Raw genomic sequence first — 23,789 nt, forward strand, 5'->3', positions numbered from 1 at the left:
ATGGCGGCCGTCACATCATTCGAAGCGCCGCTCCGCGACCGCGCGGCCCATGCACGGGCCGCACATTTCTGGCTGGCGTTGCTGTTGCTGGGCTGCTGTGTGCTCAGCCTGGCATGGGGCGCGTCCGGGACATCGCTGTGGGGCGCCATCGGCAAGATCGCCAGCGGGCAACCGCTCGATCAGACCGAGCGCATTGTACTGTGGAACATTCGCGCACCGCGCATGGTGATGGGCGTCTGTGTCGGTGCGGCGCTGGCCGTGGCCGGGGCGGTGATGCAGGGATTGTTCCGCAACCCGCTGGCCGATCCGGGCCTGGTGGGCGTCGGGGCCGGTGCCGGGTTGGGCGCGATCACGGCGATCGTGCTGGGGGCAACCTTGCCGCTGGCATTGATCGACACGGTGGGGAATTATCTGGTGCCGCTGGCCGCCTTCCTTGGCGGTTGGGGGTCGACGCTGCTGCTTTATCGGGTGTCCACCCGGCAAGGACGCACCTCGGTTGCGACCATGCTGCTGGCCGGCATCGCATTGGGCGCACTGGCGGGGGCCGTGTCGGGCATCCTCGTTTATATGGCCGATGACCAACAACTGCGTGATCTGACGTTCTGGGGGCTGGGATCGCTGGCCGGGGCCACATGGGCCAAGACGCTGGTGGCCGGACCGCTGATTCTGACGGCGATCGTTGCGGCGTCGTTTCTCGGGCGCGGTCTGAACGGGCTGGCCCTGGGCGAAGCGACGGCGGCGCACATGGGCGTTCCGGTGCAACGCCTGAAATCCATCGCCATCCTGACCGTGGCCGCATCCACCGGTGCGGCCGTGGCTGTCTCGGGCGGTATCGGTTTCATCGGCATCGTGGTGCCCCACCTGTTGCGGCTGGCAACCGGGCCGGATCACCGCACCCTGTTGCCCAATGCGGCGCTGTTGGGGGGCAGCCTGCTATTGCTGGCCGACGTGATCAGCCGCACATTGATTGCGCCTGCGGAACTGCCTATCGGAATCGTCACCGCAATCCTTGGCGCGCCGGTCTTTCTGTGGATCCTGCTACGCCGTCGCGGGATGGTGGACCTGTGATGCTGCGGGCAGAAAACATCGATGTCATCTTCGGGCGCAAGCAGGTGTTGCACGCCAGCCATATCGCCGCGCAGGCGGGGGCACTGACGGCCATTGTCGGGCCGAACGGATCGGGCAAGACGACCCTGCTCAAGGCGCTGACCGGCGACGTGGAGCACGGCGGGCGAGTTACCCTGAACGGCACCGACATCACCACGATGAAGGGATGGGAACTGGCGGCGCGGCGCGGCGTGCTGCCCCAGGCTGCCGTTCTTGCCTTTCCGTTCACAGTGATCGAAGTGGTGCGTATGGGCCTGCAATCGGGAACATCGGGCGGAGAAACGGACCTGCCTGCGCGGGCGCTGAAATCTGTCGGGCTGGGTGGATTTGCCCATCGGTTTTACCAGGAACTGTCAGGCGGCGAACAACAACGTGCGCAACTGGCGCGCGTGCTGTGCCAGGTGTGGCATCCGGTGGCCGACGGACAGCCCCGGTGGCTGTTGCTGGATGAACCGGTCGCCAGTCTGGACATCGCGCATCAGTTGCAGGTGATGGGGATCGCGCGCGATTACGCCCGCCGCGGCGGCGGCGTGATCGCGGTAATGCACGATTTGAACCTGACGGCGATGTTCGCCGATGCCGTTACGGTGATGTGCGCCGGTCGGGTGCTGGCGGCAGGGCCAACCCCCGACGTGCTGTGCGATGCGGTGCTGACCCGGGCCTATGGCTGTGCGCTGCGGGTCAATGCGGCCCCACCGCCCGGCGCGACGTTTATCCTGCCCCATACGGCGTCTGCGGTCGAATAACGCCGTCCGAACATGCCCCGCGAAATGGCAATGGCGTTTTGCCGGTGGCCGGATCGCGGGGCGTTACTGCCGTGTTTCAATGTCGGGCAGAAAGATCGTAAGCCCCCCAGAAACAACAGGAACGCCAACAGGCTGAACACCTGCTGAATTCCCAAATGGTCGGCAACCGCGCCAAGCAGCGCCGCGCCGATCGCGCCAATTCCAAAGGCAAATCCGAAAACGAACCCCGCAACCATACCCACCTTTTGCGGCAACAATTCTTGCGCATAAACAACGATTGCCGAAAACGCCGAAGACAGGATCAGGCCGACAAGAATGCTCAGGACAACGGTGCCGAAAAGATTCATGTGCGGCAGGAAAAGCGCGAAAGGCAGCGCGCCCAGAATGGACCCCCAGATCACCTTCAGCCGCCCGACCCGGTCACCGATCGGCCCGCCAAAAAACGTGCCAACGGCAACCGCCCCGAGGAACACAAAAAGATACCCCTGCGCCGCGCGGATTTCGACGCCGAATCTCTCGATCAGAAAGAAGATGTAATAGCTTTTGAAGGTTTCGATATAGACAAACTTGCTCATCAGCAGCGCGCCGATAACCGCGAAAGACACAATCAGGGTCTTGTTGCTGATATCCGGTTTTGCCACCGGGGCCTGCCGGTTCAGATTCGTCATGCGTTGGTGATTGGCATACCAACGGGCAACCCACACCAGAACCATGACCCCGATCACGGCAAGCAGACCAAACCAGATCGTGCTGTACTGCCCCAGCGGCAAAACGAACAATGCAGCGGCCAACGGCCCCAAAGCGGTGCCGGTATTGCCACCCACCTGAAAGCTGGATTGCGCAAAACCCAGCTTTCCGCCCGATGCCATACGCGATACGCGCGACGCCTCGGGGTGAAACAGGGCCGACCCGATCCCAAGAATGGCCGCCGCCAACAGCAACAGCCCAAAGGAATTGGCCGTCGCCAGAAAAAATACTCCAACAGCAACAATCGCAAGCGAAACGGCAAGCGTGAATGGCTTTGGCCGCACATCACCATAAAGCCCCATGACCGGCTGCAACACACAAGCCGTAATCTGTTGCGCCAGAGTCAGCAGGCCCAGTTGAAAATAATCCAGATCGTATTGCGCTTTGAAAAGCGGATAGAGCGCGGGAAGAAGGAACTGAATCAGGTCATTGATAAGATGCGCACCGCTGACCGCAAATATGATGGAATATGACGTGGCGGGTTTATGGCTGAGAACAGAATTCATTTTTATCACTCATCATCGGTCGCTATGGCGCTCTGATTTGGCGACAAAGCAGAAGTTTGCGAGAATACGGCACTGCCCGGCCAAATGCCGTGCGGCAGTGCAACGGCAGACTTTGCACGGGGGTGCCTGATGGTCAAGGGCCACCGCCCCACCAGTTGGGCTGCCGGGCGGAAACAAGGCGAAGATCACCGCGCAGTGGGGTGAATGCTTTCGCTTGGGTCTTGGCCGGTGATGCGCCGCGCCCGGCTGAGGAATATCTTGCTCCAGCCAAAGGTCGTGCCGATTGACGGTGCGGTCACATCCATCACAAACCGCGCGCGCCACCCCTCAGGCAGGGGCAGCGCACAGCCGTCGGCCTTTTCCAGCATCCACACAAGTGGGATGTTGGCCAGGGGCCGGCATTCTGGGCGGCATCCCTGCTGGCCGCCGATATCGCCATGGGCCCCGCGAAACCACACCTGTTCCAGCGTCCCGGTAAATTCGGGCACGCTGTGCCACAGCACCGGCGCATAGGCGCGGCGGGTTTCATCAAGCGCCAGCGCGTGAAACCCGTGGCGCGTGGTATGGCCCAGTTTGTGGTTGTGAAACGCATAGGCCGGCTCGGAATACCGCCACAGGATGGGCGCACGCAGGCCCAGCGCCTTGACCGTATCAAAGACGCCGATCATCTCGACCTCGACATGATCGTGGCAATGGGCGGCGCGGAAGGCGGAATGATCGCTCAGGTCACGATAGTGGCGATAGGCGCGGGCGATGTTGCGGGCCGTGGCGTGATCGGCGCGCACCAGCCCGATCCGGTCAATGACCCCGGCCAGCGACCGCACGGCATAGGCCCCCCGGGAATAGCCGAACAGAAATATCCTGTCGCCCTGCCGATACCGCGAGGCCAGCGCGCCATAGGCCCGCTGAATTTGTGAATCCAGCCCCCGCCCCAGAATCACATTGCGCACGTGGCGCCAGTTGACCCACTGAATGCCCGGCTCATAGCGCACCGACAGATCGGCGCGCGGCGCCAGTTCCTCAAGCAGATTATAGATCAGCCCGATATTGGTTTCGCAGCCCGGTTCAAGCGACGACATGGTCCCGTCGAGCAGGATCACATGGGTCACCGGGCCGCGCCGTTCGCGCCATGGGGATTGCCGAACGGCGGGGCGTCGTGCCCTATGCCGCGGCAGTCGTTTCATCCTCTGGATTCAGGGTGGCCCAAACCCGCATCGGGGTGAAGGGCATGTCGATCTGGCGAATGCCACGGTCCCAGACCGCATCAAGCACGGCATTCGACACAGCCGCCAGCGCGCCCACGGTTCCCGCCTCGCCGCACCCCTTCATGCCCATGATGTTGGCGGTCGAGGGAACCGCCTCGGTGGTGAAGGCAATCATCGGCAAATCGTCGGCACGCGGCAGCCCGTAATCCATGAAGGTTGCCGTCAAAAGCTGCCCATCCTCGGAATAGGCCACCTGTTCGGTCAATGCCTGCCCGACCCCCTGGGCCACGCCACCATGCACCTGACCTTCGGCCAGCATCGGATTGATAAGGTTGCCAAAATCATCAACGACCGAATATTTTTCAACCGTCACCTGCCCCGTTTCCGGGTCAATCTCAACCTCGGCCACATGGGCCCCGTTGGGATAGCTGCGCGCCGGGAGCGTTTCAGTCTGGGTCTGGCGCAACAGATCGCGCCGCCCCTTGTCGCGGGCCATGGCCGCCACATCCAGCATGGATGGGGTTTCATTACGGCCCTTGGCGCGGAACCGTTCATCATCAAATTCAATATCCGCCGCATCAACGCCCAGCTCACCCGCCAGAAACCCGCTGAATTCTTCGACGATCTTGCGCACCGTTCCCAGCGTGGCGTTGTTTTGCACGGTGACCGAGCGTGATCCGCCCGTGCCGCCGCCGGTGGCGATACGGTCACTGTCACCCTGCACGACGCTGATCGCCTCCATGGGAATGCCGGTCTGATCGCTGAGGAATTTGGCATAGACGGTTTCGTGGCCCTGCCCGTTGCTTTGGGTGCCGACAAAGATCAACACCGTGCCGTCATCCTGAAACTCGACTGTTGCGGTTTCGCTCGGGTTGCCCAGGATCGACTCGATATAATAACACAACCCCTGCCCGCGCAGCCGCCCCTTGGCCTTTGATGCCGCGCGCCGCGCCGCAAACCCGGCCCTGTCCGAGAATTTCTCGGCCGCCGCCAGAACCCGGTGGAAATCACCCACATCATAGGTTTCGCCCGTGGCGCTGGTATAGGGAAACGCATCGGCGGGAATGAAATTGCGCCGCCGCAGTTCCCACGGGTCAACGCCCAATTCGCGCGCCGCGTAATCCATCAGCCGTTCCAGCGCGAAAATCGCCTCGGGGCGCCCGGCCCCGCGATAGGCATCAACCTGGGTGGTGTTGGTGTAAATGCCGGTGGCCTGCATCCATGTGGTCTGCACCGCATAGGTGCCCATCAGAACCTTGCAGAACAGCTCGGTCTGGATGAATTGCGCAAAACCCGAATTGTAAGCGCCCATGTTGCACAGGGATTTGATCCGATAGGCGGTGATCTTGTGATCGCTGTCAAAGGCCAACTCGCCCACCGACACCAGATCACGCCCGGCATTGTCGCTGAGCATGGATTCGGTCCGCTCGCCCATCCAGCGCACCGGCCGTCCCAGCGCCCGGGCAGCAGCGGCAACCATCAGATATTCAGGATAGGCAAAGCCTTTCATCCCGAACCCGCCGCCCACATCAGGGGTGGTCACGCGCACCTGTTCAGGGGTCAGATCAAAGGCCGCGACCAGTTCATTCTTGAGAACCCAAACCCCCTGCCCCCCGTAACAGACGTGCAGACGGTCATTTTCCCATTCGGCCCAGGCGCCGCGTGGCTCCATCGAATTGGTAATGACCCGGTTGTCGTCAATCCGCAGGCTAACGGTATGGGCCGCGGCATTGAACGCGGCCTCTGTCGCCGCCTCATCGCCCATGCCGAAATCAAAGGCCACATTTTCGGGCGCCTCAGGGTGAATGGCATCGCCGCCGGGCGTGACATCCACCTTGACCGGCAAATCGTCGTAATCGAATTCGATCAGGTCCGCCGCATCCCGGGCCTGTGCCAGGGTTTCGGCCACCACAAAGGCAATCGGTTCACCGACAAACCGCACCCGGCCCTCGGCCAGATAGGGGCGTTCGGGGTTTGCCCCTTTCGATCCGTCACGGTTATCCACCAGCGCGGCCGACATGCCCAGCTTGCCGCCCGCCGCGCGCACATCCGCCGCGCACAGAACCATGTGAACACCGGGTGCCGCGCGGGCCTCTTCCAGATCCAGCGTCGTGATCTCGGCGTGGGCCACGGATGAGCGGAAAACAAACCCGAACAGCGCCCCTGCGGGCGCAATATCATCCACATAACGCCCGGCGCCGGTGACAAACCGAACATCCTCTACCCGGGTGGTGGATTGCGATTTTCCAAAGCTGTCCATGGTCTTCTCCTGCACGCAACATTTGCAGGGAACACTAGCGGCAGGCGGGGCAGTGTCCAGCCCCGCCCGCAGGATAGTTAGCTTTGCAGCGCCATAACCGTGATGATGTGAAAATTGCCAAAGCCGTTGAACCGCGTCACCGTGGCCGAGGAATAGGCCCCCGCGCCATGAAACATCACATAATCGCCCTCGTCCATATCGTCGGGCAGATTCACGTCGCCGGGCAGCCGATCGACCGAATCGCAGGTCGGGCCAAAGACGATCCGCGCGCAGGGGGCACCGGTGCGGCGTGCGCCCTCACCGTTGCGCACTTCGATACGGTCAAGGTTGCCGATCAGCGGCAGTTCGGTCAGCCCGCCATAAACCCCGTCGTTCAAAAACACATGTTCCCCGTCGCGGATTGCCCGCACCTGCGTGGCCAGCGAATAACACTCGGCCACCAGGGCGCGCCCCGGCTCACATACCAGCGCCGGGCGCTGATCGCCAAAGGCTTCGCCACTCACCCGGTCGATCAGGGCAAAGATCGCCTCAAGCTCGGGGGTCACGGCGGTCAGACGGTGGGCCGGAAAACCGCCGCCCACGTTCAGGCGGGCAATCTGCACCCGCGCGTCGGTGGCAATGGTGGCCGCCGTGCGGATGTACGCATCCCATGCAGCAGGATCGGTGCATTGCGTGCCGGGGTGAAAGGTGAGCGATGCGGTAAAGCCCAGCGCACCAACCTCGGCCAGCAGCGCCGTGGCCAATTCGGCGGTGGCGCCGAACTTGGCGCCGAAATCATAGGCCGCGCCTTTGACCGGCAGCTTGAACCGCACGGCAATTTCCGCACCCGCCGGCACCAGCGCCGCCAGCTTGGCCAATTCACTGTGGCTGTCCACCGAGAACGACCGCACGCCAAGGGCAACCGCACGGGCAATTTCCGCCTTTGAACGCACGGGGTTATTGTAATGCATGGCCGATCCCGGAGCGACCCGGCGGATCATCTCGATCTCGTGAATCGAGGCCACATCATACCCGCGAATGCCCGCAGCGGCGAGGTTGGCAATCACCATCTCATCAGGATTCGCCTTGACCGCATAGGTCACAAGGCCGGGAAAACCCGCCAGAAACCGCTTGGCCGTGGCTTGCAGAACCATGGGCGCAAAGAACAGGACCGGATCATCGGGCTGCTCACGCACCAGAAATTCGGTCGGATGTGCAAAGATGGTTTTTGACAGTCCCATGGGGTCAGGTCTCCTCAGAAGGATTAAAAGCCGCTGCTTTCTCTTGCCCGGAAGGCCCGGTTGGGAGGCATACACGAAGGTCCACCACACCAGGCCAGGTACGCGAGAACGCCGCCCTTATCTCCTGAAGTCTGTGGACCATATGACGGCTGATTTCACCGATGAAAAGAGTTGAATTGTGCGATATCCTCGTTAAATTGACGAAAACAGCGGGCAGAATGATGGACGACCTGGACCAACGCCTTTTAGCGGCCCTCGCGGCCGATTCCTCGACCTCGACATCGCGTCTGGCGCGCCGATTCAAGGTGGCGCGCAGCACGGTGCAGGCCCGGATCGAGCGGCTGGAACGCACCGGCGTGATCGGCGGCTATACCGTGCGATTGGGGCAGGCGATGACCCTGCGCCGCATCCGCGCCACGGTCCTGGTCAAGATCGAACCGCGCAGCGGCGCGGCGGTCCTGACCCGACTCAGGGCACTCCCCGAGGTCGAAATCGTCCACACCACCTCGGGGCGCGTTGACATGATCGTGCAACTGGCCGCCGAATCCACCCAGGAACTGGACGACACGCTCGACAAATTGGGCGCAATAACCGGTGTGATCGACACCGAAAGCCTGATCCACCTCTCCACCAAACTCGACCGCTCGATCACCGGGGTCTGACCAAAAGGCGCGCCTGCGGCGCATTCCATTCCCCGTCTGGCACCAGACCGCCGCGTTACGTTCTTTCCGCATCACCTGCTTTTTGCTGATCCAAAATACTCCCGCCGGAGGCTCCCGCCCCCTCCCCCGGCACAACCGCCCCTTTCCCTCGCCCCGCCTTGTCGATAAATCAAAGCCAACACGAGGAAGGAACGCGCAATGCCGATGGACAAGACATTCCAAGCCGCCGACGCCGAAGGGCGCATTTATGACGCATGGGAAAAGGCCGGCTGTTTCGTCGCAGGCGCCAATGCCTCACGCACCGAAACCTTCAGCGTGATGATCCCCCCGCCCAATGTCACCGGCAACCTGCACATGGGTCACGCGTTCAACAACACGTTGCAGGACATACTCGTGCGCTGGCACCGGATGCGCGGGTTCGACACGCTTTGGCAGCCGGGCACAGACCACGCCGGCATCGCCACCCAGATGGTGACCGAACGTGACATGGCCGAGCATCAGGAACCAACCCGCCGCGAAATGGGGCGCGCGGCCTTCACCAAACGGGTCTGGCAGCAAAAGATCAAATCCCGCGGCACCATCATCGGTCAGCTCAAACGTCTGGGCGCCTCCTGCGATTGGTCGCGCGAAGCATTTACCATGTCCGGCGCCCCCGATTCCCCCGAGGGCGAAGAGGGCAATTTCCACGATGCCGTGATCAAGGTCTTCGTGGATATGCACGAAAAAGGGCTGATCTATCGCGGCACCCGGCTGGTCAACTGGGATCCGCATTTCGAAACCGCGATTTCCGATCTCGAAGTCGAAAATATCGAAGTCGACGGCCACATGTGGCATTTCAAATACCCGCTGGCGGGTGGTGCGACCTATGAATACGTCGAAAAAGACGACGACGGCAATGTCACCCTGCGCGAGACCCGCGATTACATCTCCATTGCCACCACCCGACCCGAAACCATGCTGGGCGACGGTGCCGTGGCGGTGCATCCTTCCGACACACGCTATGCCTCCATTGTCGGCCAACTCTGCGAAATCCCGGTGGGACCGAAAGAACACCGCCGCCTGATCCCGATCATCACCGATGAATACCCCGACCCCACCTTCGGGTCCGGCGCCGTGAAAATCACCGGCGCCCATGATTTCAACGACCACGGCGTTGCCTCGCGCAACGGCATCCCGCTCTATGCCCTGCTCGACACCAAAGGGCAGATGCGCGCCGATGGGCAGCCATACGAAGATTCCGCAAAGCAGGCGGGCGAATTGGCCCGCACATGGATCGCCGCCAATGCTGCAAACAATGAACACCCCCAAGCGCCCGATGTCAGCCAGATCAACCTGGTGCCCGATGATCTGCGCGGCCTGACACGCTTTGAAGCGCGCGAACAGATCGTGCAACAGATCACCGAAGAAGGCCTCGCCGTCACGATCCCCACGCTGATAGAAAGCGATGAGGGCGTGCAAACAACCGAAGAGCGCCCCCTGGTCGAGCGTAAGAAGATCGTGCAGCCCTTCGGTGACCGCTCGAAGGTGGTGATTGAACCCATGCTGACCGATCAGTGGTTCGTCGACACCGCGAAAATCGTCGGGCCAGCCATTGATGCTGTGCGCAACGGCGACGTCACGATCCTGCCCGAACAAGACCGCAAGGTCTATTTCAACTGGCTCGAAAACATCGAACCCTGGTGCATTTCACGCCAACTCTGGTGGGGCCACCAGATTCCGGTGTGGTACGGGCTTGACCTGCACACCTCATCCTTCCACGACGACGAAGGCGACAATGCACTGGACGAGGTTGAACTGCACGCCCTGCTCACCCGCGATCATCTGGTGCATTCGGGTCGCCGCCTCCATTGTGCCGCCGACCTGGAAACGATCACCGACAGGTTCCGCAACGATCTTGCCAGCCTGCCCAGCCCGCTGCACGCCGCCCGCGTGATCGAAGTAGCCGACCGTGAAGCCGCCATTCACCAGCTTGCGGTTTCCCTGTCCGACTACAATGTCACCCAGGACCCGACAAAGCTGGTCTATCCCATCTGGCGCGATCCTGACGTGCTCGATACATGGTTCTCCTCCGGTCTTTGGCCCATTGGCACGCTCGGCTGGCCCGAAAACACCGAGGCGCTGCAAAAATACTTTCCCACATCCGTTCTCATCACCGGGTTTGACATCATCTTTTTCTGGGTCGCCCGGATGATGATGATGCAATACGCAGTCGTAGGGCAGAAACCTTTCGAAACGGTTTATGTCCACGCCCTGGTGCGCGACGAGAAGGGCAAGAAAATGTCCAAATCCCTGGGCAACGTCCTCGACCCACTGGAACTGATCGACGAATACGGCGCCGATGCCGTGCGCTTCACCGTCACGGCCATGGCTTCCATGGGCCGCGATCTGAAACTCAGCACGCAACGCATTGCCGGCAACCGCAATTTCGGCACCAAGCTCTGGAACGCCTTCCGCTTTGCCGAAATGAACGAGGCAATGCCCGGCGCAATGCCCACGCCAACCCAGACCGTCAACCGCTGGATCATGGGCGAAACCGCCAAAGTCCGCGCCGAGGTGGACGCCGCCCTGGAAACCTACCGCTTCAACGACGCCGCCAACGCGCTCTATGTCTTTGTCTGGGGCAAGGTCTGCGATTGGTATGTGGAACTGTCAAAGCCGCTCCTCCTTGACGGCACAAATGAGCAAAAGGCAGAAACCCGCGCCACCCTGGCCTGGGTGCTGGATCAATGTCTGATCCTGCTGCACCCCGTCATGCCCTTCATCACCGAAGAACTCTGGGGCCAGACCACCCGCGCCAAAATGCTGATCCACGCCGACTGGCCCACCTATGGCGCTGAACTCATTGACGAAACCGCCGACCGCGAAATGAACTGGGTAATTTCCCTGATCGAAGGTATCCGCTCGGTACGCGGTGAAATGAACGTACCCGCCGCGCTCAAGGCCGATCTTCTGATGCTTGATCTCGACGCCGCCGGCCAGACCGCATGGGAAAACAACGCCCCGATGATCGAAAAACTCGCCCGACTCGGAACGGTCAGCCGCGCTGAAACCGCCCCAAAAGGCAGCGCGACAATTCCGGTTGCGGGTGGCACATTCGCCCTGCCCCTTGCCGAAATCATCGACGTTTCAGCAGAAAAGGCGCGCCTGTCCAAAGCCTTGCAAAAGATTGAAAAAGAACTGGGCGGGCTGTCGGGCCGTCTGAAAAACCCCAAGTTCCGCACAAATGCCGCCCCCGAGGTGATCGAGGAAACCGAAGCACAGGCTGCCGTCAAAACCGAAGAAAAACAACGCCTTGAGGCAGCCATCAACCGCCTTGCGGAAATCGACTGATCCGGCTTTCTACTGACGAAAAATACTCCCGCCGGAGGCGCACATCCGCCCCCGGCGATCCCGTTTGAAACAAAGGCGCGCCCATGTCCCGTTTTCTGACCGATCACATCGCCAGCCTGCCCGCCACCGTCCCCTTTGTCGGCCCGGAAACGGCAGAGCGCGAAAGGGGCGCCCCTTTGACGCCCGCATCGGCGCCAATGAAAACACCTTTGGCCCTGCCCCCGCCACGATCCATGCGATGCAGGAAGCATCCCATGACATCTGGAAATACGCCGATTCCCAAAGCTACGATCTGCGCCATGCCCTTGCCGCCCATCACGCCATCGACGCGGCTCATATCCAGGTTGGCGAAGGCATCGACACCCTGTTGGGCTATCTCTGCCGCATGACCGTCACCCATGGCACCCATGTCGTTACGTCGGACGGCGCCTATCCCACCTTCAATTTCCACGTCGCAGGCTACGGCGGCACCCTGCACAAGGTGCCGTACCGCGACGATCACGAAGACCTGCAAGCGCTGGTAGACACAGCAAAAACCACTGGTGCATCGCTGATCTATCTGTCCAACCCGGACAACCCCATGGGCACCTGGCACAGCGCCCGGGCGATCTCCGACATGATCGCCAACCTTCCCTCGCAAACCCTGTTGGTCCTTGACGAAGCCTATGTCGAATGCGCCCCCATTGGCACCGCCCCGCCACTGGCCCCCGAACAGCCAAACATGATCCGTATGCGCACCTTTTCAAAGGCTTACGCAATGGCCGGGGCGCGGGTCGGCTATGCCATCGGGCCGCGCGATCTGATCGCCGCGTTTGATCGCATCCGTAACCATTTCGGGATGAACCGCATCGCGCAGGCGGGCGCGCTGGCCGCCCTGGGCGCGCAGGATCATCTGACTGAAACCCTTGCCAGAATATCCAATGCCCGCAGCCGTATCGCGCAGATCGCCTATGAAAATGGCCTGCGCCCCATCCCATCCGCAACCAATTTCGTCACTGTCGATTGCGGCAAGGATGGTCCCTTTGCCCGAAAGGTTCTGGGCGGGCTGAATGAGCGGGGCGTCTTTGTGCGCATGCCCTTTGTCGCCCCACAGGATCGCTGCATCCGGTTTGGCTGTGGCCGGGACCATGAACTCGATCTGCTGGCGCATCATCTGCCCGGCGCGCTGGCGGCCACCACACAATGAAGCGTTTCACCTGCCCGTCCTGCGCCGCCGAGGCGCATTTCAGCAATGCCCATTGCGTGGTCTGCGCCACAGATCTGGCGTTTGATCCGGGCCAGATTGCCTTGGTGCGGGCCGATGGCCTGACCCGCTGTGCCAATGCCAAAACCGCCGATTGCAACTGGCTGGCCGCGCCGGGCGGCACCTATTGCCGCGCCTGTCAGCACAACCGCACGGTGCCCGATCTGGACCAGCCGGAAAACCGCCCCCGCTGGGGGGCCATCGAACGGGCCAAACGGCGGTTGTTTTATTCGCTGATCCGCTGGAATCTGCCCACACCCGTTGCCGCCGATGGCCCCCGCCCCGCCCTGACCTTCGATTTTCTGGCTGACGGGGCCACCGCCGAGGGTGAACCGGTCCTTACCGGTCACAACAACGGGCTGATCACCCTTAATATCGCAGAAGGCGATGATGCCGAACGCGAGGCACGCCGCACCGCCATGGGCGAACCGTTCCGCACCCTGATCGGCCACTTGCGCCACGAGATCGCCCATTATTACTGGGAGCTGTTGGTGCGCGACACTCCGGTCCTTGCCCAATGCCGTCAGCTGTTCGGGGATGACCGACAGGATTATGCCGATGCCCTGCAACGCCATTACGCCAACGGCGCGCCCCATGATTGGCCCCAATCCCACGTCAGCGCCTATGCCGCCGCACACCCCTGGGAGGATTTCGCCGAAACCTTCGCCCATTGGCTTCATATGGTGGACGGGCTGGAAACCGCCTGGGCCTATGGCATCAACGCCGGACAGCGTGGCGCAAAGTTCGACCCATACGCAGCCCCGGATGCGCAATCGGTGATCGACGCCTGGGTGCCGGTGACCATCGCGATCAACGCCGTCAACCGCTCGCTCGGGCAGCCCGATCTTTATCCTTTCGTTCTCTCGGCGCCGGTGATCGACAAGTTACAATTCATCCACAACCTGATCGCCCCCTTCCGCGCCTGAATTTCAGGCAGACCATGTGACATTCCGGCGTTGCACTGGCACAGAGCGGCAATCTGTGAAACGCTTGGGGCAACACGTGCCTAACCCATGGGATTATCATGTCGATCTATGCCAGCATCTATCACCTGACCCATTATAAATATGACCGCCCGGTCACTCTGGGGCCGCAAATCATCCGCCTGCGTCCCGCACCGCACAGCCGAACGCGGGTGATTTCCCATTCGCTCAAGGTGTCGCCGCAGCCGCATTTCGTGAACCATCAACAAGACCCCTACGGCAACTGGCTGGCGCGCTATGTCTTTCCCGAACCGGTGCGCGAACTGAAGATCGAGGTCGACGTGACGGCGGATATGTCGGTCTATAACCCCTTCGATTTCTTCGTCGAGGATACCGCAGAACATTGGCCGTTTGAATACGCCCAAGACATCCGCCCCGATCTGTCAATCTATATGACCCCGGAACCGGCAGGCCCGAGACTGGCCGAATTCCTTGCCACAGTGCCCCGTGAAAAGACCCCGATCAACGATTTCATCGTCGCATTGAACACCCGGCTTTCGCGCGAAATCGGCTATGTCATCCGCATGGAGCCGGGGGTGCAGACCCCCGAGGAAACCTTCACCAGTGGCAAGGGATCGTGCCGCGACACCTCATGGTTGCTGGTGCAGGCCCTGCGCCACCTCGGCCTCGCCGCGCGGTTCGTGTCGGGTTATCTGGTACAGTTGAAACCCGATCTGGTGGCGCTGGACGGTCCCGCCGGCACCGACAAGGATTTCACCGATCTGCACGCCTGGGCCGAGGTGTATCTGCCCGGTGCCGGCTGGGTTGGCCTTGACCCGACAAGCGGGCTTTTGGCCGGTGAATCCCATATCCCACTGGCCGCCACCCCCCATTACCGCAACGCCGCACCGATTTCCGGCGTGGCCAGCTTTGCCGAGGTCGATTTCGCCTTTGACATGAACGTGAAACGCGTGGCCGAACATCCGCGCATCACCAAACCCTTTTCGGACGACGCCTGGAATGATCTGAACGCCCTTGGCGCCAAGGTCGACACATCCCTGGCCGAGGGCGATGTGCGCCTGACCATGGGGGGCGAACCCACCTTCGTGTCCATCGACGATTTCGAGGCGGACGAGTGGAACACCGATGCCACCGGCCCCACCAAACGCAGCTTTGCCGATCAGTTGATCCGCCGGTTGCGCGATCGCTTCGCGCCGGGCGGGTTTCTGCACTATGGCCAGGGCAAATGGTATCCCGGCGAAACCCTGCCCCGCTGGACGTTTTCGCTCTACTGGCGCCAGGACGGCAAACCGGTGTGGAAAAACCCCGCCCTGATCGCCAAAGAGGAAGGCGCCGGAACGGCAACGCCCGATGAGGCGCGCGCGCTCCTGTCCAGCATGGCCGAAACCCTTGGCGTGCCCGCCGAAAATGTCACCCCCGCGTTCGAGGATCCCGCCGAGTGGATCATCAAGGAAGGCAACCTGCCGGAAAATGTGACCCCGGAAAATTCCCACCTGAAAGACCCCGAAGAACGCCAGCGCATCGCGCGCGTGTTCGGCCGGGGCCTGACCGAACCCTCGGGGTTTGTCCTGCCGGTGCAAAAATGGCAGACCCGGGCCACCGCAGGCTGGCGCAGCGAAAAATGGTCACTGCGCCGCGATCACCTCTATCTTGTTCCCGGTGACAGCCCGGTTGGGTACCGCCTGCCCCTTGGCACCCTGCCCCATGTACCTGATTCCGCCTATCCCCACGTGATTCCGCAAGACCCGTTCGATGCCCGCCCGGCCCTGCCTGATTTCGATGGTAAGACAGACAACGAGGCCGCCGAGCGCACACAGGCGCGCAGCAGCTTTACCGCCGCCGAGGCAACCCAGGATCGCGTGGAACAGGAATTGGGAGAACTTGGCGGCGCCGTGCGCACCGCCCTGTCAGTCGAACCGCGCGACGGGCGGCTCTGCGTGTTCATGCCGCCGGTTGAAAAACTGGAAGATTACCTCGAACTGGTCGCCGCCGCCGAAACCGCCGCCCATGCGCAGGGCCTCCCTGTGCATATCGAAGGCTATGGGCCGCCGTCCGATCCGCGCCTGAACGTGATCCGCGTCGCCCCCGACCCCGGCGTGGTCGAGGTGAACGTGCATCCAGCCGCCAACTGGAATGAGGTGCGCGCCATCACCGAGGCCGTTTACGCCGAGGCCCGCAACACCCGCATGGCCGCCGATAAATTCATGATCGACGGGCGCCACATCGGCACCGGTGGCGGCAATCACGTGGTCGTCGGCGGGGCCAATCCGGCGGACAGCCCGTTCTTGCGCCGCCCTGATCTGCTCGCCTCACTGATCCGGTATTGGCAGCGCCATCCGGCCCTGTCCTATCTGTTTTCGGGCATGTTCATCGGGCCGACATCACAGGCCCCGCGCATCGACGAGGCGCGCCACGATTCCCTTTACGAGTTGGAAATCGCGCTGAACCAGGTGCCTTTGCCCGGCGAAGGCCCCGCGCCCGCGCCCTGGCTGGTGGACCGGCTGTTCCGCAACCTTCTGGTCGATGTCACCGGCAACACCCACCGCGCCGAAATCTGCATCGACAAGCTGTACTCGCCCGATGGCCCCACCGGGCGCCTTGGGCTGGTGGAATTCCGCGGCTTCGAGATGCCGCCCGATCCGCGCATGAGCCTTGCCCAGCAACTCCTGCTGCGCGCCATCATCGCGCGCATGTGGCACAACCCGATCAAGGGCAATCTCACCCGCTGGGGCACCACCTTGCAAGATCGCTTCATGCTGCCGCATTTCGTCTGGGAAGATTTCCTTGAAATCCTGCGCGACCTCAGGGATCACGGGTTCGATCTGTCGCCCGAATGGTTCACCGCGCAATCCGAGTTCCGCTTTCCCTTCTGCGGAGAGGTGGAATACGAGGGCGTGCATCTGGAAATCCGTCAGGCGTTGGAGCCTTGGCATGTTCTGGGCGAAACCGGCGCGATCGGCGGCACGGTGCGTTACACCGACAGTTCGGTCGAACGGATGCAGGCAAAACTGACCTGCGCCGATCCTGACCGTTATATCGTGACCTGCAACAAACGCCGGGTGCCAATGACCCGCACCGCCGCATCGGGCGTGTCCGTGGGCGGCGTGCGGTTCAAGGCGTGGCAACCGCCGCTGGCGCTGCACCCGGTTTTGCCGGTGGATGCGCCGCTGGTGTTTGACATCTACGATACATGGACGGGCAAATCCCTTGGCGGCTGCACCTATCACGTGGCCCACCCGGGCGGGCGCAGCTATGATACCTTCCCGGTCAACGGAAACGAGGCCGAGGCGCGCCGCCTTTCCCGCTTCCAACCCTTCGGGCACAGCGGTGGCTCCTGGCATCCCGTCGCTGAATCCCCCCATCCCGAATATCCGATGACCCTCGATTTACGCCGGGCGCCCAATACATGACCAGTTTGTGAACATAACTATGGACTTTTCATCAGAACACAGGCATGTGATTTCAGAGAAATTGCCGAATCTGATGGCGTTCGTGGGAGGAGACGCGAACTTTCCCGTGGCCCAAGTGGCTCAGGGAAACCCGCCATCGGCGCTGCCCCCGGAGGCCCCCGTTCATCAGGTGGCGCCCCGGGGGTGGTGAACCCCCGTCCCCCCTGCACAGCGACCTTGCCATCTTTGATCTTGTCAGCGGTCAGGCGCGCAGCCTGCTTGCCACGGATCGCCTGATCGAAGCGCCAAACTGGTCGCCCTGTGGCACCTTTCTGATCGTCAACGGCGATGGTGGGTTGTTTCGCGTGCCGCTGGACGCCCCCACGCTGACCCCGGTTGAAACCGGCGATTTGCACCGGCTGAACAACGACCACGGATTTTCGCCCGATGGTGCCACGCTGGGGTTCAGCGACAAGACCGCAACCGGCGAGGCCTGCATTTATACGGTGCCCCTGTCCGGCGGCGTGGCAACCCGGATCACGCCCAAGGTGCCGTCCTATTGGCATGGCTGGTCGCCCGATGGCGAAACCCTCGTCTATGTCGGGCGACGTGGGGGGCGCTATGACATTCACACCTGCCCCGCCCATGGCGGCGCCGAAACCCGGCTGACCCATGGGTTTGATCATGCCGATGGCCCAGATTACACCCCCGATGGACGCTGGATCTGGTTCAATGGTGAACGCGCGGGGCGGATGCATCTGTGGCGGATGCGCCCCGATGGCAGTGATCTGTGCCAGATGACCCAGGGCGCGCGGGTGAACTGGTTTCCCCATCCCTCGCCCCGGGGTAATCATGTGCTGTACCTGTCCTATGAGCCGGGCACCCAATATCACCCCCGTGATCGCAATGTTCAACTGCATCTGATGCCCGCGACGGGTGGCGCACCGCGGGTTTTGCTGGATATGATCGGCGGACAAGGCACGATCAACGTGCCCTGCTGGGCGCCCTGCGGCACCCGCTTTGCCTTTGTGCGGTATGGGAGTGTGACATGAAATCTTGGCTCTGGGTGTTGATGGTGGCAGGTGCGGCGCAGGCGGGCGATCTGCCGCCCCCCGTGACCGATGACATGTTCGTGCCGGTAAACCGGGCCGAGGCGGAACTGGGGCAACTCCTGTTCTGGGATCCGGTCCTGTCGGGCAACCGCAACATCGCCTGCGGCACCTGCCATCATCCCCGGTTCGGCACCGGTGACGGGCTGGCGCTGGGGGTTGGCGAGGGGGGCATCGGCCTTGGCCCCGACCGCCACCCCGATCCGGCGAACCCGCCCGAGGAACGGGTGCCGCGTAACGCAACGCCCCTGTTCAATCTGGGCGCGCGGGATTTCACCATCATGTTCGATGATGGCCGTGTCGAGCAGGACAAAACCCGCCCCTCCGGCCTGCGCACCCCCATGGAGGACGAGATGGTCATGGGGTTCTCGGGTGTTTTGGCGGCGCAAACCATGTTCCCGGTGGTCAGTCAGGATGAAATGGCCGGGCATTATTCGGAAAACGATGTGGCCCGGGCGGTGCGGCTGGGCATGATCACCGGCGACGGCGGCGCCTGGGATATCCTGAGCAAACGCGTGGCCGCCATTCCCGCCTATGCCGAACAGTTTGCTGCCGTTTACCCCGAAATCGCCGCTGGTCGGCCCATCGGGTTTACGGATATTTCCAACGCCCTTGCCGCCTTTATGGCCTTTGAATGGCGCAGCGACACATCACCCTTCGATGCGGTGTTGCGTGGCGAACTGACATTGCAGGGCGCGGCCGCCAAAGGCGCGAATCTGTTTTACGGCGCTGCGGGCTGTTCATCCTGTCACAGCGGCCCGTTCCTGAGCGATCAGGGGTTCCACGCCATGGGCACCCCGCAATTCGGCCCCGGAAAGGCCGCGCGATTTGAAAACCATCAGCGCGATGAAGGCCGGATGGAAGTCACCGGCCTGCCCGAAGATGCCTTTCGGTTTCGCACGCCCCCCTTGCGCAATATCGCCCTGACGGCCCCCTATGGCCACACGGGCGCATTCGCGGAATTGTCAGAATTCATCAAGTTTCACGCCGATCCTGTGGCGGTGCGGCCCCATTATGTTGCAAATGTCCAATTACCCGCAGGCATCGGCAAGGGCCACGATATGGATCCGCTGAACGACACCGCGATGATTGCCGAAATCATGGGCGCGGTCACCACGCCCCCCGTCTCCCTCGGCGACACTGACATCGCGGCGCTTGTCGCCTTCCTGCACACCCTCAGCGATCCGGCGGCGACCACCGGGCGGCTGGGCATCCCTGACGCCGTGCCAAGTGGTTTGCCCGTGGATCGCTAGGCTCAGCGCGGGGTCACCACCAGGTCACCATCGGCGCGCAGGGTCATGCGGCGCAGCGCGTCAGCCCCAAGCGTCACCCAATCCGTCGCCGTGCCATCCCGGCGCAGGCGCACCTCGGCCCCTGTGGCCGCGCCCAGCCCAAAATGGTGCGGCCCGCTTTGCCCGCTGGCATGGCCACCGCCCACGGTGATTTCGCGGTATTTCATCCGCCCATCCGGCAGGCGCAGTTCAATCCACGCGCCGACGGCGCGGGTGTTCGCCCCCTCGCCCCGCACATCCAGCGCCAGCCAATGACCGGTATCCGGCGTTGCATTTTCATACACCTCAAGAGGCGCGCGGCGGTTCACGACCACCAGATCCAGCAACCCGTCAAGGTTCAGATCGGCCAAGCCCGCCCCCGGCTGCGCGCCGTGCTGGCCACCCCTGCCGCCGCGCCATGATCGACGAATGGCCCATCCGGCGTGCGGATCAACAGATTGTTGGGGTCTTTGCTGGCATTGCCCGGCATCTGATCAACATTGCCCTTGGCAACAAACAGATCATCCCACCCATCATTGTTCACATCGCCAAATTCAGCGTGCCACCCGGTGGAAGGGCGGCCATCGTCGCCGGTGAACGGGCGCTGCACATAGGTGCCGAAACTGTAAGGCACGTTTTCATAACGCCCGCCGGGGCGCGCGAACTGCAACAATTGATCGCCCATAGAGGTGAGCATCACATCAGGCAGCCCGTCGCCGGTAATATCGCGGCTGGCAATCCCCATGCCCCAAAGCATCAGGCGTGGCCAGCCGTCATCCTTGCCCAGCGGGGTCAGCGTATCGAGGCGGATCATCTGTTCTGCCCCGTCGCGCACATAATAATGCCGGTCGTTGGAAATCCGCAGATCGCGCCGCCCGGTGCCTTCCCAGTCGGAAATCAGCATCGACAGGGCGCAATACCCCGGCGACAGGGGGATCGGCGCGCCGTATCGCGCACCCTCGGGGCGGATCAGCACGTTATCATCGCAGGTGCCAAACGGGCCTTTGGGATCGGCGCGGTCGACGTAATTGCCAAAAGCAAGGGTCGGCGGGGTGTTGCCCTCCTCCCATGTGGCGGAAAACGCGGTGGTCCATGCGTCGCCCGGTGCCACGCCCCAATCGGTGGTGGCATCGCGAAAGGTGCAATCGCCCTGCCCCTGCAACATCACATTGCCGCCCACCCGCAGCACCGCCAGATCAAGCGTGCCGTCGCCATCCACATCCAGCGGATAGGCCCCGGTCACCCCCGTCAGATCCCCCCGTCCCCAAGTGTAAACCGAACCGCAGCCCCCGGCGCGGTGGTGGCGTTGACGAACAGGCGGGCGGGGTCTGTGCCGCCGGCGACAAACAGATCAGGCAGATCATCGCCGTTGCAATCCATGATCGCCACACCGCCGCCGACGAAATGTTCCCACCCGCCGGAATAGACATGCTGCACCGGCAAATCGGCGGACCGGTCGATGAATTGAACCTCGGCCATGGCCGGGGTCGCCGCGAGGGCCAGGATCAACCAGCGGATCATTGTGCCGCCACCGGCGTGCCGGCCCCCAGCATTTCGGTGGTGACATGGGACAGCGCCAGCGCCGCCGCCCCCCGCGCCCAGATCATATCGCCCCAGGCGTGAATCTCGACCCGGGGCGCCGGGCGGTCGACCTGAATCCAGACATTGGCAAGCTCGGCCATCACCTCATCGGCATAAAGATAATCATATCGCATCCGTTCCCCCGACAGCAAAATCAATTCGGGATCAAACAGATTGACCACGTTGCCGATCCCGACGGCCAGATAACGCCCGGCCCGGTGGAAAATCGAGCGTGCAGCGCGATTGCCGCCCTTGGCGTGATCATAAAGCTTTTCCAACACCTGCCCCGTCGAGGCCGCCTCGGGGTGCCAGTTGAGCGCCGTCGACGCCTCGCGCACCAGGGCATAATCGGCGACATATGCCTCAAGACAGCCCCGTTGCCCGCAGCGGCACAGCGCGCCGTCAAGCTGCACCTTGGTATGGCCCAACTCGGTGCCAAGGCCCCGCGCACCGCGATACAGGCGGTTGTTCACCACCAGCCCCATACCGACCCCATGTTCGATGGTGATTACGGCAAAATTCAACACTTCCCGCCCGTCCCCGAACCACAGTTCCGCGAGGGTCAGCAGGTTGGTGTCATTTTCAATCACTACGGGAATGCCCAGATGATCGCGGATCATCGCGCACAGCGGCACATTCGCCCCGGTCATCAGCGGCGACCACAAAACACAGCCAAGATCGCTGTCTATATAACCGGGCAGGCCCACGCCAACGGCGCGAATATCGCCGCGCGTCAGGCCCGCCTTATCCAGCGCCAGATCCAGCAGCAGCGCGGTTTGTTTCTGAATATCTTCGGGGGAAAGGGAAAGCGCATCGTCGCGCTGGGTGATCTCGGCCAGGGGGGTGCCCGCGAAATCAAGGATCACCGCCGTATTGCCGACGGTTGAAAATTTCACCCCCACCACATGGCCAGACCCCGGACGCACGGCCAGCGCCACCGGCGGGCGGCCCCGGGCCGTGTCACCGTCGCGGGGGGCGGCGATTTCATGCAGGTACCCAGCGGCAATCAGATCGGTCGTCGCGGCGGTTACCGATGCCGGACTTACGCCAAGGTGGCGCGCCAGTTCGACCCGGGGAATCGCGCCATGGGCGCGCACCGATTCAAACAGGGACAGACGCAGCGGCACCGGCGAATCACCCGTTTGACACAGCGGCCCACAGCCCACCGGGGCGCCCGGATCAGGCGGCGGTAAAACGGCGGGCTGTCCCGCAATTCGTTCATCAGCCATAAAAACTTACCCCCTCAGACCGGTTACGCCCGTTTTTCGGGCATTAAATCGGCTCTGACCCCAGCAGGTTACGCAGAAATCTGCATTTCGCAAACTATTTATTTTGACACCTGAATTAAATAGAGCCATGTTAATCCTGCATTACGCAACTGACTGCCGCCGGAGAGCGGTGGCAGCACTTGGGAGGAAAATTATGCGTCTTACACTTCTGGCAGCCGCCGCGCTGTCCACATCCCTCACATCCATGGCCTTTGCGCAGGATCTGACCGTTGGCGTCAGCTGGTCCAACTTTCAGGAAGAGCGCTGGAAAACCGACGAAGCCGCGATCAAGGCCAAGCTGGACGAACTGGGCGCGAAATACATCTCGTCCGACGCGCAGGCCTCTGCCGCAAAGCAGTTGACCGACGTTGAGGCGCTGATCGCGCAGGGCGCCGATGCGCTGATCATTCTGGCCATGGACAAAGACGCCATCGGCCCCGCCATTGATCAGGCCGCCGCCGAGGAAATTCCCGTGGTCGGCTATGACCGTCTGATCGAAGATCCCCGCGCCTTTTACCTGACCTTTGACAACAAGGGCGTCGGCAGCATCATCGCGCAAACCGTAAGCGGCGTTGCCGGTGACGGCAATTATGCCATCATCAAGGGCGACCCGGGCGATCCCAACGCCCAGTTCCTGCTGGAAGGCATGATGGAAGTGATCGGCGCCGATGTTGAGGCCGGCAAGATCAAGATCGCCGGCGAAGCGTTCTCGGACGGCTGGAAGCCCGAGAATGCCCAAAAGAACATGGAGCAGATCCTCACCGCCAACAACAACGAGATCGACGCGGTTCTGGCCGAAAATGACGGCATGGCCGGCGGTGTGATCGCGGCCCTTTCGGCACAGGGCCTGAACATTCCCGTTGGGGGTCAGGATGGCGACCTTGCCGCACTGAACCGCGTGGCCCGTGGCACCCAGACCGTTTCGGTCTGGAAAAACAGCCGCGATCTGGGCGGTGCTGCCGCTGAAATCGCGGTTGCGCTGGCCGGTGGCACGGCGCTGGGTGATATCGACGGCGCTGAAAAGTGGTCGGGCGGCGAGAATGGCGTTGAAATGAACGCGATTTTCCTGACCCCGACACCGATCACCAAAGACACGCTGAACCTGGCCATCGACGCCGGGCACATCAGCAAGGAACAGGCCTGTGAAGGCGCGATGGACGACGTTCCCGCCTGTAACTAAGGCATGATCTTTCCGGCGCGG

At 62.4% G+C, this 23,789-nt stretch carries 17 protein-coding genes and 1 pseudogene; 10 read left to right on the forward strand and 8 right to left on the reverse strand.

The window, feature by feature from the left end; genetic code table 11:
• A complete protein-coding gene (locus AC0L7P_RS13535; protein ID WP_473433217.1) occupies nucleotides 1-1,068 on the forward strand; it encodes a FecCD family ABC transporter permease in 1,068 nt (355 codons plus the stop codon).
• On the forward strand, nucleotides 1,068-1,853 hold the full coding sequence (locus tag AC0L7P_RS13540) for a heme ABC transporter ATP-binding protein (RefSeq protein ID WP_473433218.1): 786 nt from the start codon (nucleotides 1,068-1,070) through the stop codon (nucleotides 1,851-1,853). The genes AC0L7P_RS13535 and AC0L7P_RS13540 overlap by 1 nt, the downstream gene beginning before the upstream one ends.
• Here the strand turns inward: AC0L7P_RS13540 and AC0L7P_RS13545 are convergent.
• From AC0L7P_RS13545 to AC0L7P_RS13560, 4 genes are all read right to left on the reverse strand, one after another.
• Nucleotides 1,769-3,106, reverse strand: coding sequence for an MFS transporter (locus AC0L7P_RS13545; RefSeq protein ID WP_473433219.1), 1,338 nt, complete (start codon nucleotides 3,104-3,106; stop codon nucleotides 1,769-1,771). The two genes, AC0L7P_RS13540 and AC0L7P_RS13545, sit on opposite strands and share 85 nt — an antisense overlap.
• Before the next feature lie 185 nt (nucleotides 3,107-3,291).
• Nucleotides 3,292-4,215 (reverse strand): DUF2235 domain-containing protein, encoded by a 924-nt coding sequence (locus AC0L7P_RS13550; protein WP_473433220.1) that lies wholly within the window; start codon nucleotides 4,213-4,215, stop codon nucleotides 3,292-3,294.
• A 52-nt stretch (nucleotides 4,216-4,267) separates the two neighbouring features.
• Nucleotides 4,268-6,571, reverse strand: a complete 2,304-nt coding sequence (locus AC0L7P_RS13555) for a xanthine dehydrogenase family protein molybdopterin-binding subunit (protein ID WP_473433221.1) — start codon at nucleotides 6,569-6,571, stop codon at nucleotides 4,268-4,270.
• Nucleotides 6,572-6,648: 77 nt separating this feature from the next.
• Nucleotides 6,649-7,791 carry a type III PLP-dependent enzyme gene (locus AC0L7P_RS13560; protein ID WP_473433222.1) on the reverse strand — a complete coding sequence of 381 codons (1,143 nt, stop codon included), beginning with the start codon at nucleotides 7,789-7,791 and terminating at the stop codon, nucleotides 6,649-6,651.
• Between the two features lie 221 nt (nucleotides 7,792-8,012).
• On the opposite strand from AC0L7P_RS13560, the gene AC0L7P_RS13565 reads away from it, so the two are divergent.
• From AC0L7P_RS13565 to AC0L7P_RS13595, 7 genes and pseudogenes are all read left to right on the forward strand, one after another.
• Nucleotides 8,013-8,453: an Lrp/AsnC family transcriptional regulator gene (locus AC0L7P_RS13565; protein WP_473435462.1), complete on the forward strand. Its 441-nt coding sequence runs from the start codon at nucleotides 8,013-8,015 to the stop codon at nucleotides 8,451-8,453.
• A 198-nt stretch (nucleotides 8,454-8,651) separates the two neighbouring features.
• Nucleotides 8,652-11,783: a valine--tRNA ligase gene (locus AC0L7P_RS13570; RefSeq protein WP_473433223.1), complete on the forward strand. Its 3,132-nt coding sequence runs from the start codon at nucleotides 8,652-8,654 to the stop codon at nucleotides 11,781-11,783.
• An 83-nt stretch (nucleotides 11,784-11,866) separates the two neighbouring features.
• Nucleotides 11,867-12,969: pseudogene (locus tag AC0L7P_RS13575) on the forward strand (pyridoxal phosphate-dependent aminotransferase).
• Entirely contained in the window at nucleotides 12,966-13,952 is a 987-nt protein-coding gene (locus AC0L7P_RS13580) for a zinc-binding metallopeptidase family protein (protein WP_473433224.1), read from the forward strand. The pseudogene AC0L7P_RS13575 and the gene AC0L7P_RS13580 overlap by 4 nt, the downstream one beginning before the upstream one ends.
• A gap of 98 nt (nucleotides 13,953-14,050) precedes the next feature.
• Nucleotides 14,051-17,380: a transglutaminase family protein gene (locus AC0L7P_RS13585; RefSeq protein WP_473433225.1), complete on the forward strand. Its 3,330-nt coding sequence runs from the start codon at nucleotides 14,051-14,053 to the stop codon at nucleotides 17,378-17,380.
• A 344-nt stretch (nucleotides 17,381-17,724) separates the two neighbouring features.
• Nucleotides 17,725-18,411, forward strand: a complete 687-nt coding sequence (locus tag AC0L7P_RS13590; protein ID WP_473433226.1) for a TolB family protein — start codon at nucleotides 17,725-17,727, stop codon at nucleotides 18,409-18,411.
• Entirely contained in the window at nucleotides 18,408-19,721 is a 1,314-nt protein-coding gene (locus AC0L7P_RS13595) for a cytochrome-c peroxidase (RefSeq protein WP_473433227.1), read from the forward strand. Before AC0L7P_RS13590 ends, AC0L7P_RS13595 begins: the two co-directional genes overlap by 4 nt.
• Before the next feature lie 2 nt (nucleotides 19,722-19,723).
• Here AC0L7P_RS13595 and AC0L7P_RS13600 read toward each other — a convergent pair whose 3' ends face one another.
• From AC0L7P_RS13600 to AC0L7P_RS13615, 4 genes are read right to left on the reverse strand one after another with little or no spacing between them, the layout of a single operon-like run.
• Complete coding sequence (locus AC0L7P_RS13600) at nucleotides 19,724-20,110, reverse strand: ASPIC/UnbV domain-containing protein (protein WP_473433228.1); 387 nt, start codon at nucleotides 20,108-20,110, stop codon at nucleotides 19,724-19,726.
• Nucleotides 20,098-20,982: an FG-GAP repeat domain-containing protein gene (locus tag AC0L7P_RS13605; RefSeq protein ID WP_473433229.1), complete on the reverse strand. Its 885-nt coding sequence runs from the start codon at nucleotides 20,980-20,982 to the stop codon at nucleotides 20,098-20,100. Before AC0L7P_RS13605 ends, AC0L7P_RS13600 begins: the two co-directional genes overlap by 13 nt.
• Before the next feature lie 5 nt (nucleotides 20,983-20,987).
• The gene (locus AC0L7P_RS13610) at nucleotides 20,988-21,260 is read right to left on the reverse strand and encodes a hypothetical protein (protein ID WP_473433230.1); all 273 of its coding nucleotides are present in this window, start codon (nucleotides 21,258-21,260) and stop codon (nucleotides 20,988-20,990) included.
• Nucleotides 21,257-22,549: an ROK family protein gene (locus AC0L7P_RS13615; protein WP_473433231.1), complete on the reverse strand. Its 1,293-nt coding sequence runs from the start codon at nucleotides 22,547-22,549 to the stop codon at nucleotides 21,257-21,259. The genes AC0L7P_RS13610 and AC0L7P_RS13615 overlap by 4 nt, the downstream gene beginning before the upstream one ends.
• Nucleotides 22,550-22,742: 193 nt before the next feature.
• On the opposite strand from AC0L7P_RS13615, the gene AC0L7P_RS13620 reads away from it, so the two are divergent.
• Nucleotides 22,743-23,768 carry a substrate-binding domain-containing protein gene (locus tag AC0L7P_RS13620; RefSeq protein ID WP_473433232.1) on the forward strand — a complete coding sequence of 342 codons (1,026 nt, stop codon included), beginning with the start codon at nucleotides 22,743-22,745 and terminating at the stop codon, nucleotides 23,766-23,768.
• Nucleotides 23,769-23,789 lie beyond the last annotated feature (21 nt).

It is taken from the genome of Oceaniglobus sp. K40-3 (genome assembly GCF_055808395.1).

Bases quoted from the DNA above. Each gene is read 5' to 3' on its own strand.
- AC0L7P_RS13595 (WP_473433227.1), top strand. From the start codon at position 18,408: ATGAAATCTTGGCTCTGGGTGTTGATGGTGGCAGGTGCGGCGCAGGCG.
- AC0L7P_RS13555 (WP_473433221.1), bottom strand. From the start codon at position 6,571: ATGGACAGCTTTGGAAAATCGCAATCCACCACCCGGGTAGAGGATGTT.
- AC0L7P_RS13570 (WP_473433223.1), top strand. From the start codon at position 8,652: ATGCCGATGGACAAGACATTCCAAGCCGCCGACGCCGAAGGGCGCATT.
- AC0L7P_RS13585 (WP_473433225.1), top strand. From the start codon at position 14,051: ATGTCGATCTATGCCAGCATCTATCACCTGACCCATTATAAATATGAC.
- AC0L7P_RS13620 (WP_473433232.1), top strand. From the start codon at position 22,743: ATGCGTCTTACACTTCTGGCAGCCGCCGCGCTGTCCACATCCCTCACA.
- AC0L7P_RS13565 (WP_473435462.1), top strand. From the start codon at position 8,013: ATGGACGACCTGGACCAACGCCTTTTAGCGGCCCTCGCGGCCGATTCC.
- AC0L7P_RS13560 (WP_473433222.1), bottom strand. From the start codon at position 7,791: ATGGGACTGTCAAAAACCATCTTTGCACATCCGACCGAATTTCTGGTG.
- AC0L7P_RS13610 (WP_473433230.1), bottom strand. From the start codon at position 21,260: ATGATCCGCTGGTTGATCCTGGCCCTCGCGGCGACCCCGGCCATGGCC.
- AC0L7P_RS13535 (WP_473433217.1), top strand. From the start codon at position 1: ATGGCGGCCGTCACATCATTCGAAGCGCCGCTCCGCGACCGCGCGGCC.
- AC0L7P_RS13580 (WP_473433224.1), top strand. From the start codon at position 12,966: ATGAAGCGTTTCACCTGCCCGTCCTGCGCCGCCGAGGCGCATTTCAGC.
- AC0L7P_RS13545 (WP_473433219.1), bottom strand. From the start codon at position 3,106: ATGAATTCTGTTCTCAGCCATAAACCCGCCACGTCATATTCCATCATA.
- AC0L7P_RS13540 (WP_473433218.1), top strand. From the start codon at position 1,068: ATGCTGCGGGCAGAAAACATCGATGTCATCTTCGGGCGCAAGCAGGTG.
- AC0L7P_RS13615 (WP_473433231.1), bottom strand. From the start codon at position 22,549: ATGGCTGATGAACGAATTGCGGGACAGCCCGCCGTTTTACCGCCGCCT.